The sequence below is a fragment of the Vreelandella populi genome (genome assembly GCF_003989825.1).
Classification (GTDB): Bacteria; Pseudomonadota; Gammaproteobacteria; order Pseudomonadales; family Halomonadaceae; genus Vreelandella; species Vreelandella populi.
On sequence record NZ_RZHE01000002.1, the window covers coordinates 163,510 to 179,792 of the forward strand.

Consider the following 16,283-nt stretch of genomic DNA (forward strand, 5'->3'; position numbering starts at 1 on the left):
ATGTCTATGCAACGTATTAATGCAACGCCCCGAACCGGCCAAATCGGTATCGTTCATCTTGGCCTGGGGGCGTTTCATCGCGCCCATCAGGCGGTTTATCTTGAACGCTACCGTCAGCGCAGTGGCGACGGTGAGTGGGGCGTGTGTAGCGCGAATCTCCGCTCAAGCGTTGATCTGGTAGATAGCCTGCAAAAGGCTGGCTACCGCTATCAGGTAGCGGAATATGCTGACAGTCAGACACTTACACTACGTGAAATCGGCGTAATCGAGGAGACGCTTTTTTCAGGCCGAGACGCCTCGGGCAATTGGGGGCGGGATAGAGAAGCGCTACTGGATCGAATGGCAGCCCCAAGTACCCGTATTGTCACGCTGACCGTAACTGAAAAGGGCTACTTTCTTAATCCGGCCACCGGCGAGTTAAGGGTTGATGACCCTATGGTGGCAGGTGACATCGCCTCCCCCCAGCAGCCGCGTACGGCGCCTGGGTTATTGGTAGAAGCACTAGCAAGACGTCACGCGGCAGGTATCGAGCCGTTTGCGGTTCTTTCTTGTGACAACATGCCCCATAACGGCCAGCGCACCCGAATGGCAGTTGTGCGCCTTGCCGAACAGCGCAGCGCCGCGCTGGCTGAGTGGATCGCAGAGCAGGTGGCGTTTCCAAGCTCAATGGTCGACCGCATTGTGCCCGCGATGACCGATGCTGACTTTGAACGCCTTGCCGAGCTTGGCGTCAACGACCCTAATGCCGTGGTGGGCGAGGCGTTTTCACAATGGGTGGTTGAAGATCACTTTCCGCTGGGAAGGCCAGACTGGGAAGAGGAAGGCGTGGAGATGGTAAGTGATGTGGCGCCGTTTGAAACCATGAAGCTGCGCATGCTTAACGGTAGCCATTCACTGCTCGCCTATCTTGGCGCGTTAGAGGGTATTGAAACGGTCTTCGACGGCGTCAGCCATACACCGCTGCGTGCGCTGCTACGCCGCTATATGCTTGAAGAGGCCGCTCCCACGCTTGAAATGCCCGAAGGTACAGACTTGACTGCCTACGCGGATTCACTGCTGGCGCGATTTGCCAATGACAGCTTGCGCCACCGGCTTCAGCAGATTGCCATGGACGGTAGCCAGAAACTACCCCAGCGCTGGTTAAGCGGAGCGCTTGAGCGGGCCAGTACCGGGCAGGCGTCTCCCTGCGTGGCGCTGGGCATGGCCGCATGGATTCGTTATACCGATGGCCAAGAGCTAAATGGCAAGCCCTATACCGTTGATGATCCTATGGCAAAACAGTTTGCTGAGCTGCACCAGACTCACGGTGGCCATCCGGTCGCGCTGGTAAACGCCTTTTTAGCCATTGATGAGATTGTGCCGCCTGCGTTGGCGGCGAATCAGCCATTTGTTGACGATGTGCTAGCGGCTTACCGCACCTTAATTCAAGACGGGTTAAGCGCTGCACTTGCAGCGCTAGGCATCGAAGAATAGGGAGTTATCTATGGAACATACCTGGCGCTGGTTTGGCCCTAACGATGTCATACGTCTTGAAGAAATTCGTCAGACCGGCGCGACTGGTATTGTGACGGCACTGCATGAGATACCCAACGATCAGGTGTGGCCGGTCGAGGCGATTCAAGCGCGCAAAGCCATGATTGAGGCCGCTGGGCTAAGCTGGTCGGTGGTTGAAAGCGTGCCGGTTCATGAAGCGATAAAGCAAGGCATTGCAGCGCGTGATGCGTTGATTAAGACGTACTGCCAAACGCTGCGCAATTTGGCGGCCTGTGGCATCGACACGGTGTGCTACAACTTTATGCCGGTGCTCGACTGGACGCGCACGGATCTTGTCCATGTAATGCCGGATAGTGCGCTGGCGCTGCGCTTTGATCACACCGCGTTTGCCGCTTTTGATCTTTATATTCTTAAGCGGCCAGGGGCCGAGGCTGAATATAGCGAAGCGGATAAGCGTATGGCGCAACGCTACCTGGAGACGCTTGACCAGACCGCCCGCGACAAGCTGGTGACCACACTGATTGCCGGGCTGCCTGGGGCTGAAGAGCACTATACGCTGGATCAGTTTCGGGATGTGCTGGCGGAGTATGCTGATATTGATGCTGAAAAGCTGCGCGAAAATCTTGGCTACTTTTTACAGGCAATTATTCCTGTGGCCGAAGAAGTCGGCATTCGTATGGCGATCCACCCGGATGATCCACCCCGGCCGCTTCTGGGCTTGCCGCGTGTAGTGTCAACTCATGAGGATGCACAGTGGGTGTTGGATCACGTGCCCAGCCCGGCCAATGGTCTAACGTTTTGCACTGGCTCTTATGGTGTTCGTGAAGACAACGACCTAGTTGCCATGGCTCGCCACTTTGCCCCGCATATTCACTTTATCCATCTGCGTGCCACAAAGCGCGAGGCGGATCCCCGTTCGTTCCACGAAGCACCGCACCTGGAAGGTAACGTTGATATGGTCGGCGTTATCCAGGCACTGGTCGAAGAGGAGCGTCGCCGTGAAAAAGAGGGCGGGGCGCGTTTGCCGTTACGCCCTGACCATGGCCACCATATTCTCGACGATCAACAGCGCAAAACCGCACCTGGCTATCCGCTTTATGGCCGCATGCGCGGGCTTGCCGAGCTGCGCGGCGTGGAGTTCGCGATTCGTCGCTTATCTCCGTAGAGTTGGCTATGGCTTGGCGAAACTGATTTCTCTAATAAAGTGTGCGGCTAGCCAAGATAGCGTTTGGTTACTATTCAATGGAGTCATCAAAATGAAAATAAAAAAAGATCTGCAACAACAAAAACAAAGCTCGAGTATCCCAGAGCACAACTCCAGCCTCTCTAGGCGCTCGTTCTTGCAAGCCATCGGTGTCGGCGCAGCCTGGGTAGCAACGGCACATGGCGCCTTCGCACAGAACTCGGACTCGACGGACTCGACGGATTCGCCCGCCAATGAGCAGTATTTATATGTCGGCACTTATTCGTCACCAAATACGGCGCCCGGTGGCGTTATTCCAAGTCAGGCCGAAGGCATCTATGTCTACAAGATGAATCTTGAAACCGGCAATCTGAGCCCCGTCCAAACGGTAAAGGCCGACAATCCGTCTTACTTGGCAATGGCGCCATCAAAACGATATATCTACTGTGTCAACGAGCGTGGCGAGGACGACGAAGGGGCACCGCTAGGACGTATCAGCGCTTATGAAATTGATGAGCGGAGTGGACGGCTATCGCTGATCAATACACGCTCGACTCAAGGTACTTGGCCTTGCTACTGTGCCGTTCACCCCTCCGGACGTTATCTATTTGCGGCTAATTACGGCACGGGTACTTTTTCTGTATTCCCGCTTAGCGATGATGGTGAAATTGAACCCATGAGCGATCAGTTTCAGGCGTCAGGCAATGGAAGCGGGCCTGACCCTGTTCGTCAGGAAGGCCCACACGCTCACATGATGCTGTCCAACCCCGGCGCTCAGCATGTTTTCGGTATAGACTTGGGAGGAGATTCGATTCTTGCTTGGGAGCTCGAACTAGCTACTGGCAAACTAGTGCCGGGGCCTGTTCCCCATGCCCACGTGCCGTCCGGCAGTGGCTGTCGCCACTTGGTATTTCATCCTGACGATAATCGAGCCTACGTAATCAACGAGCTTTCTTCCACCATTGATGTATTCGATTTCGAGCCACTGCGGGGGGCATTTATATGGCTCCAATCGATATCGACTTTACCGCAAGATACCACTTTCACCCGCCCTTCATTCAACCCCAATAATCCAGGTGAAGTACCGACGGGAACGAATACGACGGCGGCAATTAGGATTCACCCGAGCGGGCGTTGGGTCTACGCTACCAATCGCGGGATGGATAGCATCGCCATGTTCAAGGTTGATCCCGAATCCGGGAAGTTGACCTCAGCAGGGTGGGTCCAGAGCCAAGGGCAGATTCCGCGAGGCATGAACATCGAGCCTTCGGGCACTTTCCTTTACGTAGGCAATCAGAACTCGGACACCATCGTGGTGTTTCGTATCAAGTCGGATGACGGTCAACTCGAAGGCCCCATCCATATTATCGATAGTCCAGTTCCTGTCGACTTCGCGTTCGGCTCCTTTGCACGAAGTTGAGATTGCTCAATACGGAACGCCCGGGAGGGAAGTGATTTAATTACCCGTTTTATGGGTGTATGCGCGGCCTGACCGAATTGCTCGGTGTAGAGCTGGCGGTGGGGGGAGTTAACTGCTAGATAACCCATTACTCTTACATGTATTACTCGTCACAATAGAAGAGCCCCGCTGATTAGTTAAATCAGCGGGGCTTTTTGCACACTAATGGCTAGCGATTAGCGAAGTGTAGTGGGTGCTTCAGTGTTCGCAAGAGTCGGTTCGGGCACTTGTTCCATACGCTGGCGCTCTTGATCAAGAATCGCTAGCGCTTGAGCAGAGGTGACGCGGGAAGCGGGTGTCATTAGGCTAACAACCACTCCCGCTACTAACGCTATTAGCACAGCGGGGATGCTCGGGTTGCCCCAAAAGGCTGTCCAATCGCTATTCGCGATAATCATTAAAGACGTTACTGACGCGCAAATCAGCGTGGCGATGGCGCCTTGCCAATTATAGCGTGGCCAGAAACGACCCAACATGGCGCTTACGAATAGTCCCGACAGGATAGTTGAGATCATGCGAGTGATGTAAGTAATCACATTGTCCGAGGCAAGTGCGAAAAGCAGCGCCAAACCAATGGTTACCACTAAGGCAATACGTGAGAAGCGCACTACATTACGGGCCGAGGGTGTACGCCCCGTCGCCAGCACATACAAATCACGAATGAGCGTAGAGACACCGGCGATCGCATCGGAGCTGGCGCTCGACATAGTGGCGGAAAGGCCCGCTACCAATAGTAGTAGCCCCAACCCTAGCGGCATGATTTCAGTGGCCAGGAAAGGAAAGGCGTAGTTGCTATTTTCGAGCCCAGGATTAAAAGCATGCGTTGCCATTCCGATGATTGCGGGAATGATTGAGAAACCCATATAAAGAACGCCGGTGATCAAAAACGAACGGCGCACCGACCCAACTGATTCGCCTGAGTAAATACGCTGACGGAAAGAAGGCGTTGCAAGCACACCAATCGCAATCACGGCGGCAAGCGAAAGCGCAGGCAGTGCACCGATTTGGTCAATGCCTAGAAAGCTCGTAGCACCTGTCTCCATGCCTGTTGTTAGCCCAGAGAAGCCGCCAACTTCCACTAGCGCCAGCACGGCCATCAAGATAAACCCTGCGAAAAGCACGACCGCTTGAATGGTGTCGGTCCAGATAACCGCAAAGTAACCGCCGATGACGCAGTAAATGCCAAAGCCTAAAGCAACCAGAATACGTGCCGTCGTCAAGTCAATGCCTGCCATCCAGGAGAGGTATAGGCCACCACCGAGAATATGGGCGCCCAACCAACCGATGCAGGCAATATAGATAAGTAACGCGACGATATTGCGAACCAGCCGATTAGCGCCAACGTAATAGGCCAGTTCCTCACTCATGGTCATAAAGCGAAACTTGCGTATCGGCGCAAAGCAGACGGCAAGCAGAAGAACCCCAATAGCGCCACCAATACCGTATAGCGCGCCTGCCCAGCCATTGGCATAGCCAAAACCCACGGCACCCATACTGGAGCCGGTACCCACCATCGTGGCGACAGTGGTTCCAACCGTTAAGAAGAGCGGAACACTACGGCCGCCCAATAGAAAATCATCGCCATTGCCCCGTTTATGACGGGATATATACCAACCAAACAAGATCATAACGGCGATATAGATGATAAAGGCTGAAAGGAATATATGACTGTTCATGCTAACCTCTTATCGTTGTTTATTCAGCCGTTGCCGCGGCTGTAGTTAAGCAATGCAGGCGATTACCGCTGGGCTTTTTTCTTGATCAGGCGGTAATCTGGCGCCGTACCCTTGCCGGGGTACGGCGCTTTTTTTTGTGATGCTAAACGCGATCAGCGCGGAAGCACTTCACGTCAACCTCGACCTTGCAATCCACCACCAAGTCTTGAACGCTGCAGATACGTGCCGGTGGGTTGTCGCCAAATATCTCCTTAAATACCTTGTTGAAAGAGGTGAAATAACGCGCGTCCGTTAGCACAGTCGTTACGTGGACAACATCTTCAACGCCGTAGCCAGCCTCGTGCATGATGGCTAAACAGTTGTCGAACGCCAGGCGGGTTTGCTCGACGATGCCGCCTTCAACAACCTCACCGTCAGTCATCGGTGTCTGACCAGAGACATACAGCCAGCCACCTGCCTCTACGGCGCGAGCAAAAGGTAGTTTCTGACCACCGGTGCCTACGCCGCCTTCTGTGCCATATCGAGTAATACTCATGATGTTTTCTCCTGCTTGGGTTGAGAGAGAGGGGAGTTTTGAGCAATACGCTCAGTGCGGCGTAACATTCGCCCTGAACGCTGGTCGGTAATAGCGCCCTGGTAATAGGCAAGCTTGCCATTCACTATGACCATATCGATGCCTTTAGCTGCCGCGATAGGGGCCTCGTAACTAGCTGTATCTTCCAGCACCTTGAGATCAAAAAGGGTGAGATCTGCATAGGCGCCGACACGTATGACGCCGCGATCCGTCAAACCAAAATTGGCTGCTGAAAGGCTGGTCATTTTGCGCACCGCTTCTGTAAGGGGCATTAGGTTTAAATCACGGCTGTAGTGGGCCAGAACCCGTGGAAAGGCGCCCCACAGCCGCGGGTGTGGATGCGGATCATTGGGCAAGCCGTCTGAGCCCACCATGGAGAGCGGATGTGCCAACACTTGCTGCATATCCGCTTCGCTCATGTTGTGGTAAACCGCCCCGGCAGGCTGTAGCTGCTTGGCAGCGTCTAGAAGCGACATATGCCAGTCGGCTGCGATGTCTTTTAGTGGGCGACGCGCCTGTTCTGGATGAGGCTCTGACCAGGTAATCGTGATCTCGATCTCATCCGTTACCTGGCCAAGGTCTAGGGTCGAGGATCCTGCCGTATAGGGGTAGCAGTCGCAGTGGGCATGTTGATGTTGGGCGGCCACCTCAAGTTTACTCAGTGCCTGACCTGCGCCTCCCCAGTTGCCTGCGCCTGCGCATTTCAGATGCGAAATTACTAAAGGAACCTGGCCATCCCGAGCGGTTGTGAATGCTTCATCCATGGCCTCCAGTAGTCCTGCAAACTCATTGCGCAGGTGAGTGGTATATACGCCCCCCGATTTTCCAACCGCCGCCACCAATGGCGCCATTTCAGTGGTTGGCGCATGTATCGCGTTGCGATACGCAAGCCCCGAGCTAAGCCCCAGAGCGCCTTCATCCAGTGCCTGGCGTAGCAGGACCTCCATGGCGGAGATTTCATCTACGCTGGCCGGGCGGGCAAAGCTGTCCATTACCTGGCTGCGTAAGCTGGTGTGCCCAACTAAGGCCGCGACATTAATGCTCGGCTTGGCGGCGTCTACCGCATTGGCATAATCCGCGAAGCTTGAGTAACGAAAATCTTCGATGTTACCCAGTAAGTTCATTGGATCCGGGACGTTGTCGGCAAGTGTTACAGGGCTTGCACTGATACCACAGTTACCCACCACTACCGTGGTGACGCCCTGGGTTAGCTTTGGCAGCATTTCGGGCGTACGAATGACATTGGTATCATCGTGGGTATGAACATCAATAAAGCCTGGAGCCAAATAACGCTCTTGAGCATCGATAACGGTGGTGGCCGTTGCATAAGGCATCGTGCCAATAGCGCAAATGCGCTCACCTTGAATAGCGACATCCGCACGAAAATGCGGCATGCCAGAGCCATCCAGCACGTTGGCATTACGAATTAATACGTCGTAAACCATCTTAGTCTCCTAATGGCTGGCGGTTATCACCACCGCGATGGTCATCCAGGCTCAGTTTGAGTCGGCGCAATTTAGTGCGTGAGCGCTCGCGATGTCGCATGGCAAGCTCAAGTGCCAGCACATCGATAACCGCGAGCATGGCGTAGCGTGAAGCCGAAGGGTGGTAAATGAAGTCGGTTTCGCGCGAGGTAATTGGCAGCACAATGTCGGAGGTGGTGGCGAGCGGCGAATTCATGGCGGTGATAGCGATGACCTTAGCGCCGTACTGCTTGGCAATCTGCGCCGACTCCACCATTTCAGGGGTGTAGCCGGTTACTGATAACACGACCACCACGTCATCTGGCTCAAGCGTTGACGCCACCATGCGGGGCAAGAGCGCCTGGGGGTAGGCGCAGACCGCATAGCCAAGACGCACTAGGCGAAACTGAAATTCCTGGGAAAGAATGCTTGAGCCGCCACCCGCGCCAAACACAAGTATTTGGCGCGCATTATCAAGCTGCTCAACGGCACCAGCCACATCCGCCTGGGCGAGTAAGTCGCGGTTGAGCGCCAACGTCTGGGTCGCAATGTCGTAAACCACGCTGGAGCCATCTTCGGGCGTGGCTTCCTGAATAAACCGGCGTCCCGCTCCTAGGGCTTTCGTCAGGCGGGTTTTTAAATCGCGTACGTTTGTACAGCCGATAGCGCGTGCAAAGCGAGTCACGCTGGCATCACTTACCCCGGCGCGCTGAGCGATATCACTGATACTGGATTCGGTGACAAAATCAATGTCAGCAAAAATAAGCTCCGCAACTTTTCGTTCAGCGTCGCGAAGCGTATTAAAGTCAGTGGTTATTCGAGACAAAATGTCTATTTCTTGGCTCACCGTGAGCTCCTGATGGTTGCCTTGTTTAAAAAATATGTTAGTTTCTATCTTAAAGTCAATATTTGTGAAAATAACTAACATTGATGTGGTTAAATGCGCTTAAAACTCCAGGAGATGGGTACATGCAATCAATGGCGTTAGCAGTAGATAAAGGCAGCGTGGAACTAGGCCCCAGCCTGCTGGGGGGCGTCAGTCTGCCTGCAGCCGTGGTGCATGAAGGTCCGCTTGAACATAACTTGGTGTGGATGCAGCGTTTTGCAGAAGCCCACGGCGCCCGCTTGGCGCCTCATGGTAAAACCACTATGACGCCAGCGCTTTTTCATCGTCAGATTCAGGCGGGTGCATGGGGGATTACCTTGGCGACGGCACCTCAGTGCCGCGCAGCCTTTGCTCATGGTATTACTCGGTTATTGATGGCTAACCAGTTGGTGGGACAGGCGAATATGGCCATTATCGCTAGCCTGATAGAACAGGGGGCGACGTTTTACTGTGTTGTGGACAGTCAGGAAAACGTACGCCAGCTTGGGCGCTTTTTTGCCAAGCGAGGCCTGATCTTACCGGTTTTGATTGAGGTAGGTGTTCCGGGTGGAAGGTGCGGCTGCCGTACCCAGCAACAGATACTCTCTCTGGCCGGGACTATTGCTGAAGAACCCGCGCTGTCATTGGCGGGGTTGGAAGGCTATGAAGGCGTCGTGCACGGCGCTGATCCAGAAGCTGGTATTCGTGCTTACGCTAAATATCTAGTGGATGTGGCGGTAGAGCTTGAGGCAGCAAAGCGCTTTTCAGAACCTGAGCCCATAGTCACAGCATCGGGTTCTGCCTGGTATGACTTGATTGCAGAAGCCTTTGAGGGAGCGCCGCTTCAAGGTCGGTTTACAGCCGTATTACGCCCAGGGTGTTACGTAGTTCACGACCATGGACTGTATCGTGATGCGCAATCCGCCGTGCTTGCCCGTCGGCCTGATTTACCGGACGGGCTTGAGCCTGCTCTGGAAGTTTTTGCACAGGTACAGTCGCTCCCCGAGCCTGGGCTTGCCATCATTGCGTTAGGCAAGCGCGATATTGGCCATGATCAGTTACCTATTGCCTTGCGTCGTTACAGGGAAACCGGTACCCCTGAACAGCTGTTGTCGGTGGATGGTTGGGAAGTGACGAAAATTATGGATCAGCACACTTTCGTGCGACTTCCTAAAGAAGCTCTGGATGTAGAAGTTGGTGATATTGTTGCGTTTGGTGCCTCTCACCCCTGTTTAACGTTCGATAAATGGCGCCAACTACTGTTAGTCGATAATGACTTAAACGTTAAAGAGCACTTGGCTACCTACTTTTAGCGTGCAAGCCAACCGCCATCCACCGCTAGTGTGTGGCCATGAACGTAGCGGGCTGCGTCAGAGCACAAAAAGATGACTGCGCCCGCCAAGTCGTCAGGCGTTCCCCAGCGGCCAGCCGGAATACGGCCGAGTATTTCGTCATGGCGTTGGGGGTCGTCGCGCAGCGCTTGGGTGTTATCGGTTGCCATGTATCCAGGGGCGATCGCATTCACGTTGATATTGTGGGCGGCCCACTCGTTGGCCAGCAGGCGAGTGAGGCCTAGAAGCCCGCTTTTGCTAGCGGTGTAGGAGGGGACGCGAATGCCGCCTTGGAATGAGAGTAGTGAGGCGATATTGACAATTTTGCCGGGTACCTTGCGCTCAATAAGATGCTTGGCGACGTGTTGAGCCAGGAAGAACGTGGCCTTTAAGTTAACGTCCAGCACCGAGTCCCAGTCTTCTTCAGAAAACTCAATGGCCGGTGCCCGGCGGATAATGCCAGCATTGTTGATCAGGATATCCAGCTTGCCCGCTTGTGTGATGGCCTGGCTTACGATCTCGCTTGGCGCGTGATGGCCAAGCTCCGCCTCAACCGCGTAAAAGCGCTGTCCCAAGGCTTCGACCTGATGTTGCGTGTCATCGGCAGGGCGGCGGCTAACGCCGACAATGTCAGCACCTGCTTGGGCTAGGGCCAGGGCAATACCTTGCCCTAATCCTTTATTGCAGCCGGTTACCATGGCGACTTGACCGTGCAGCGAAAATAGTTTCATCGTGTCACTCCCTTCAACTGCTATGCATATCAACAAGGTGGTTGTATCAGCGCCTTACGTGTTGTGCTAACTAGTGGTTTTTATATCAAGGCGGGCAATCACGTCAGGTAGCTCATGAGCATGCTGTATACCAATCGCGCCTTCGGGTGTGGTTTCCTCTTTGGGGAAGTGGTTGATATGGATAACATGCATGCCCGCCGCCAAGCCTGCTTCTACGCCCACCGCCGCATCGTCGATCACGATACATTGCTCGGGGGCATAGCCCATTGCCGAGGCTGCCTGAAGATAGAGCGCGGGGTCGGGTTTCCATACATTCAGCGTGTAAGCGCTAAAGATTTGTTCTCCAAAGTGCGGCGTTAGGCGCGTGCTTTCCAGCGCGCAGCGAATCTTGCGCTCTGGCCCGTTGGATACCACCGCCTTGGGGTAGGCACTTAAGGCTGCCAGTGCCTCAGGGATACCCGCTATCGGCTCAAGCTCAGCGCGCATGCGCGTCTCCATACGGGCGCGCATTTGGGCTTCCAACGTCGGAAATTGATCTTCTACCAATACGCCAAAACGCTCTTCAAGCATTTGGACGATGGTGTAAAAGCGAATACCGCGGAATTCTTCCATATATTGCCGGGCTGAAAACGGCAAACCGAACTCAGGCAGGACTTCCCCAAGCACCTCGGCGAGTAGAATTTCGCTGTCAACGAGCGTGCCATCGCAATCAAACAGCAGGCAAAGCGGTGCAGGTGCCGCGAGCGGATTATTCATTAAGCACCGTTTCGTTAACGACGTTGATCGGACGCTCACCCTGGAGCGCTAAACGAATATTATCCACGGCGCGTTGGGCCATTGCCTGGCGGGTTTCATGGGTGGCCGAGGCAATATGCGGTAACGCGACCACGTTATGCATATGGGGAAGCGGTGATGAGGCGGGAAGAGGTTCCTGCTCGAATACGTCAAGGCCAGCCGCTCGAATTGTGTCGTTTTCCAAGGCTTCGATCAGGGCTGCCTCATCAACCACTTTGCCACGCGCAATATTGACGAAAACCGCTGAGGGCTTCATCAACGAGAATTCATGCTTGCCAATCAGCTTTTCCGTCTCTTGGGTGAGGGGGACGGTAATACACACATAATCGGATTCTGCCAAGAGCGTTTCTAGTTCGCAGCGCTTTGCGCCCAGCTCTTTTTCAAGCTCCGGCTTCGGTGAAGCGTTGGAGTAGAGAATCGGCATGCCAAAGCCCAGCGCGCCGCGTCGGGCAATCGCCGCACCGATACGGCCAAATCCGACCATGCCGAGCGTTTTGCCGTGTACATCGTTGGCGAATAAATCAGGACCGATACTGGACGTCCATTTGCCTTGTTTGACCACTTCCGCAAGCTCGATCATGCGTCGGCCAGCCGCCATGATCAGCGCAAAGCCAATGTCAGCCGTTGTTTCGGTGAGCACATCTGGGGTGTTGCACAGCATGATGCCGCGCTTGGTCAGCTCATCCACGGGGATGCTATCGTAACCCACAGAAACGGTCGAAATAACTTCAAGCGCGGGCGCTGCGTCCAGCAACTCGGGGGTGACAGGCAGCCCGGAGCCGATAATGCCATGCGCTTTGGAAAGTACCTCAGCCACACCCGGCTGGGTCAGATCCAGTGAGCCTGAATGCTCAAGTAACGTAAAGTATTGTGCTAACTCTTCCTGCTGAGAGGCGCTGAGTCGACCCATTACCATAATATTCTTTTTCATTTTGTCTCCTGTTGTGTTGATATTTTTATTAAATGAAACATTAACTGATTCTACTGTTCAATCTGTTGAAGCTTATCCCGTGTTGGCAAACCTTCCATATCGCCAACGACCTGAATGGCCTGAGCGCCTACCAGATTACCGCGATTAAGGGCTTGTAGCGGCGTACGGCCATCCAGTAAAGCGCTGATTACACCGACCGCAAAGCCATCCCCCGCGCCGACCGTATCAACGACTTCAGCGACCGGCTGGCCGGGAGCCAGAAAGCTTTCCAGCGTGCCGCCAAGGGTGCCGCGGTAATAGCTTCCTTCTGGCCCCAGCTTGATGATAACTGCCTTGGCGCCCCGAGCGAGGTAAAAATCGGCAATCGCTTCGGGTGTATCGCAGCCGGTCAAAAGCCGTCCTTCAGAAAGTCCCGGCAGTACCCAGTCAGCAAGACTTGCCAACTTATTTAAGGTATCACGCATGACAGCTTCGCTGGGCCAAAGTGAAGGGCGCAAGTTGGGGTCGAAGGAAATGCTGGCGCCGCTTTCGCGTGCCTGCTGCATCAAGTGGCGGGTTAATTCCAGGGCGCTTTCAGAAAGCGCGGGGGTAATGCCGGTAGCATGCAGATGAGTGAGCGATTGAAAGTCGATGGAAGCGGCGTCTTCAACGCTTAAGTGGCTGGCGGCACTGCCGCGTCTGAAGTACTCAACCCGAGGGTCGGCACCGCCTTCGGCACGCTCCTTGAACATCAGCCCAGTGGGGTGGTGCGCATCAAGGTGAATATACCGATCATCGACACCTTCGGCTTTTAAGGCCTGTTGAATAAAGCGGCCCTGGCTGTCGGTACCGACCCGACTCAACCAGCCAACGTGAAAACCCAAGCGCGAAAGACCAATGGCAACATTATTGTCAGCGCCTGCCAAGCGGCGATGAAAGCGGTCTACGTCAGCCAAGTCGCCCGGTAAATCGGCCACCATCATAGCCATGGCTTCGCCAAAGGTGAGTATCCGGGGGGAGGAGGATGTTGCATTTGCCATCGGGCTATTCTCTTTTTAAGTGTTAAAAGTTGGGCACAAGCGTTGTACTACCGCGGATCTGTAAACGCGGCGCATGGCGGTAGCGCACGGGCGATGCCTGCGCTGAGCCGTTAAGCTGGTTGAGCAGGCAACTGACTGCAGCATGGCCGATATCATCGGTAGGCTGGGCGAGGGTGGTGATGCCCGGCGTTATCAGCTCACACCAATCAAGCTCGTCAATTCCCATTAAACCTGTTTGACCCAAGGTGATATCCAGCTGTTGAAAACTGCGTGTCATAGCGAGCGTGACGTTACCGTTAGCGCATAAAACAGCACCTGGAGATGATCCAGGGTGCTCGACAAAGGCGGTTAACGTTTCAAAGTCAGGCGCTGAACTGCTCAATATCAGCGTCTGACTTTTGATCCCTAAACGTTCTGCTTGCTGGTTAAAGCGCTGTAGACGTTCCTGGCGGGTACTGGCATAAGCAGGTGGCTCACTGGCATAGAGAATGGAGCGATATCCCTGTCGCACTAAATGATCCAATGCCATATCAATGGCCAATGCGTTATCGAGCCCAATCACATCAACGTCAAGTTGGCGAACCTCGCGGTCAAGCAGCACCAGGGGGACGCCGCTATGCTTTAGCGCCTGCAGCTGCGCTTCAGGCTGCCCGGCAGCATTAATAATCAGGCCCTCTATCTGATAAGACTTCAGTAGACGCAAGTGCTGCTGTTCTTGTTCAGGGTCGTTATCGGTATTGCAGACGATTAATGAATAACCGTGGGTCCGAGCCGCTTGCTCTATGCCATGAACAACAGCGACTGAGAACGGATTGCGGATATCGGCCACCAGTACTCCCAGCAGTCGCGAGCCACCCCCTTTGAGGCCGCGAGCCATCAAATTGGGCTGGTAGCCCAGAGCAGTGGCGGCGTTGGCAATGCGCGTTTGAAGGCTGGGGGTTAGCCGTTCGCGCTCCGGGCCAAAAAAGCGCGATACGCTGGTTTTAGAAGTACCTGCCAGTTTAGCGACTTCAATAAGTGTGGCGCGCGAAGAGGCAGCGGACATGGTGACTATCCATTAAATAATAAAATGGGAACGTTCCCAATCGGTTTTCAACATAGTAAGTTTTAGGCGTAAAGGCAATACGCCTTAAGGCTCAGGAAAGGGGAAGCAAAAACACAGAATTAAGGAAAGTTAAGTAAGCGCCATCTGCTAGGCTAGGGGGAAAAGCATAATAGGCGAGTGCAATGCAGCTACATGAGTATCAGCAGTACGACGCTACCGGCTTGGCAACACTGATCCGCCGCCGTGAGGTGGGCCGCGCGGACGTTTTGGAAGCCGCCTTCAATGCCATTGAAACGCTGAACCCTGTCCTGCATGCAGTCGTCAGAACGCGTTTTGAGAAAGCCCGGCAAGAGAGCAGGGGTGTCGCCGATGACGCGCTCTTTGGTGGGGTGCCTACCTTGAGTAAAGACCTGCTGATGGGCCTGGCCGGTGAGCCATTGGCTTTCGGGTGTGCCGCGTTATCCCAGTGGTGCCCGAAAGAGGATGCCTTGCTTATCCAGCGCTCAAGAGCCGCTGGCCTGGTAATTGTTGGGCAGACAGCGACGCCGGAGCTGGGGTTAATGGGAATAACCGAGCCTAAAGCCTTTCCGCACCCGGTTAACCCCTGGCAGGCAGGGTATTCACCCGGCGGTTCAAGCGGCGGTGCGGTAGTTGCCGTGGCCAGCGGTATGGTGCCTTTAGCGCTAGCGGGGGATGGTGGAGGCTCGATCCGTATCCCTGCCAGCTATTGCGGACTATTTGGGTTTAAGCCCACCCGTGGCCGGGTGCCGCTCGCGCCTGACCATAGTGAAGTATGGCAGGGCGCGGTTATTGAGCATGCAGTGACCCGCAGCGTACGCGATAGTGCGGCGCTATTGGAGCAGGTGAACGGCATGGCGCTTTCTGGTCCTTACCCGGTGCCCCGTGAAACGGGTTACGTGGCGGCACTGGCATCCCCGCCTAAGCGGCTACGTATTGCCGTATCGCTGGGTGATCCCTTGAGCCATAACCTGGGTACGCGGTTAAACCCCGAGGTCAAAGCAGCAGTTGATAAAGCGGCCGCCGCGCTAACGGAAATGGGCCATGAGGTGGAGTGGTGCGATCCTCCAGTGGATGGTGAAGCCCTGGCAGATAGCTACCTGACGCTTTACCTTGGTCATTTGGCGGCAGATCTTCGCTGGATTAGCCAGCAAACCGGGGTGCCGGTTCGACGCTTGGCGATCGAGCCCTCTACACGTGCCATCGGCCGGTTGGGAAGCAAGCTATTGGCACAGGATTACGAGTTAGCCAAACGCTATTGGCACGTGGCGGCTGAACAGATGAGTCGTTTTCATCAACGCTTTGACGCGCTGGTGATGCCGGTAACCGCAGATACCGCCCCTAAAATTGGTGAGCTCTACCCGTCAGCGGCGCGTGAACGGTTAATGTCTGTTCTGGCGATTCCGGGGGTATCATCGCTGGCGCTAAAGGTAGGCTTATTAAAGCGCCTGGCGGTGGATGCTCTTAGCCGCACACCGTTTACGCAATTGGCCAACCTGACGGGCCAGCCCGCCATGTCAGTACCTTTGCATGTGGCCGCCAACGGGCTGCCGGTGGGCGTGCAAGTAGTGGGGCGGTTTGGTGAGGATAAACAGCTCTTACAGTTGGCCGCTGCCTTAGAGCAGCAAGATGTCTGGCAGCATCAATTACCGCTGCAAGCGTTCCGTCCTCAGGCAGGGTAAACTACGCGGCTTTGATA

At 54.8% G+C, this 16,283-nt stretch carries 14 protein-coding genes; 5 read left to right on the top strand and 9 right to left on the bottom strand.

Annotated features, from left to right (window positions below; all coding sequences use genetic code 11):
- The 3 genes from ELY25_RS00655 to ELY25_RS00665 all read left to right on the top strand — a co-directional run bounded on the left by ELY25_RS00655 (position 1) and on the right by ELY25_RS00665 (position 4,097).
- Positions 1–1,473 carry a mannitol dehydrogenase family protein gene (locus tag ELY25_RS00655; protein WP_126949379.1) on the top strand — a complete coding sequence of 491 codons (1,473 nt, stop codon included), beginning with the start codon at positions 1–3 and terminating at the stop codon, positions 1,471–1,473.
- Between the two features lie 10 nt (positions 1,474–1,483).
- A complete protein-coding gene (uxuA, locus tag ELY25_RS00660) occupies positions 1,484–2,659 on the top strand; it encodes a mannonate dehydratase (RefSeq protein ID WP_126949380.1) in 1,176 nt (391 codons plus the stop codon).
- Between the two features lie 91 nt (positions 2,660–2,750).
- Positions 2,751–4,097, top strand: a complete 1,347-nt coding sequence (locus ELY25_RS00665) for a lactonase family protein (RefSeq protein WP_185859146.1) — start codon at positions 2,751–2,753, stop codon at positions 4,095–4,097.
- A 215-nt stretch (positions 4,098–4,312) separates the two neighbouring features.
- Here ELY25_RS00665 and ELY25_RS00670 read toward each other — a convergent pair whose 3' ends face one another.
- The 4 genes from ELY25_RS00670 to ELY25_RS00685 all read right to left on the bottom strand — a co-directional run bounded on the left by ELY25_RS00670 (position 4,313) and on the right by ELY25_RS00685 (position 8,696).
- Positions 4,313–5,812 carry a sodium:solute symporter family protein gene (locus tag ELY25_RS00670; protein WP_126949382.1) on the bottom strand — a complete coding sequence of 500 codons (1,500 nt, stop codon included), beginning with the start codon at positions 5,810–5,812 and terminating at the stop codon, positions 4,313–4,315.
- 142 nt (positions 5,813–5,954) lie between these two features.
- A complete protein-coding gene (locus ELY25_RS00675; RefSeq protein ID WP_126949383.1) occupies positions 5,955–6,347 on the bottom strand; it encodes a RidA family protein in 393 nt (130 codons plus the stop codon).
- Positions 6,344–7,831: an N-acyl-D-amino-acid deacylase family protein gene (locus tag ELY25_RS00680; protein ID WP_126949384.1), complete on the bottom strand. Its 1,488-nt coding sequence runs from the start codon at positions 7,829–7,831 to the stop codon at positions 6,344–6,346. The genes ELY25_RS00675 and ELY25_RS00680 overlap by 4 nt, the downstream gene beginning before the upstream one ends.
- A gap of 1 nt (position 7,832) precedes the next feature.
- Positions 7,833–8,696 (bottom strand): MurR/RpiR family transcriptional regulator, encoded by an 864-nt coding sequence (locus ELY25_RS00685; protein WP_126949385.1) that lies wholly within the window; start codon positions 8,694–8,696, stop codon positions 7,833–7,835.
- A 122-nt stretch (positions 8,697–8,818) separates the two neighbouring features.
- Here ELY25_RS00685 and ELY25_RS00690 point away from each other — a divergent pair, with 122 nt between their 5' ends.
- Entirely contained in the window at positions 8,819–10,027 is a 1,209-nt protein-coding gene (locus ELY25_RS00690) for an amino acid deaminase (RefSeq protein ID WP_126949386.1), read from the top strand.
- On the opposite strand, the gene kduD is transcribed toward ELY25_RS00690, so the two are convergent.
- From kduD to ELY25_RS00720, 5 genes are all read right to left on the bottom strand, one after another.
- Positions 10,024–10,776 carry a 2-dehydro-3-deoxy-D-gluconate 5-dehydrogenase KduD gene (gene kduD, locus ELY25_RS00695; protein ID WP_126949387.1) on the bottom strand — a complete coding sequence of 251 codons (753 nt, stop codon included), beginning with the start codon at positions 10,774–10,776 and terminating at the stop codon, positions 10,024–10,026. The two genes, ELY25_RS00690 and kduD, sit on opposite strands and share 4 nt — an antisense overlap.
- A gap of 66 nt (positions 10,777–10,842) precedes the next feature.
- The gene (locus ELY25_RS00700) at positions 10,843–11,532 is read right to left on the bottom strand and encodes an HAD family hydrolase (RefSeq protein ID WP_126949388.1); all 690 of its coding nucleotides are present in this window, start codon (positions 11,530–11,532) and stop codon (positions 10,843–10,845) included.
- Positions 11,525–12,502 (bottom strand): 2-hydroxyacid dehydrogenase, encoded by a 978-nt coding sequence (locus ELY25_RS00705; protein ID WP_126949389.1) that lies wholly within the window; start codon positions 12,500–12,502, stop codon positions 11,525–11,527. The genes ELY25_RS00700 and ELY25_RS00705 overlap by 8 nt, the downstream gene beginning before the upstream one ends.
- A gap of 50 nt (positions 12,503–12,552) precedes the next feature.
- Positions 12,553–13,521: a sugar kinase gene (locus ELY25_RS00710; protein ID WP_126949390.1), complete on the bottom strand. Its 969-nt coding sequence runs from the start codon at positions 13,519–13,521 to the stop codon at positions 12,553–12,555.
- 22 nt (positions 13,522–13,543) lie between these two features.
- Entirely contained in the window at positions 13,544–14,566 is a 1,023-nt protein-coding gene (locus ELY25_RS00720) for a LacI family DNA-binding transcriptional regulator (RefSeq protein ID WP_126949391.1), read from the bottom strand.
- A 182-nt stretch (positions 14,567–14,748) separates the two neighbouring features.
- Between ELY25_RS00720 and ELY25_RS00725 the strand changes: the two genes are divergently transcribed.
- Complete coding sequence (locus tag ELY25_RS00725) at positions 14,749–16,266, top strand: amidase (protein WP_126949392.1); 1,518 nt, start codon at positions 14,749–14,751, stop codon at positions 16,264–16,266.
- Positions 16,267–16,283 lie beyond the last annotated feature (17 nt).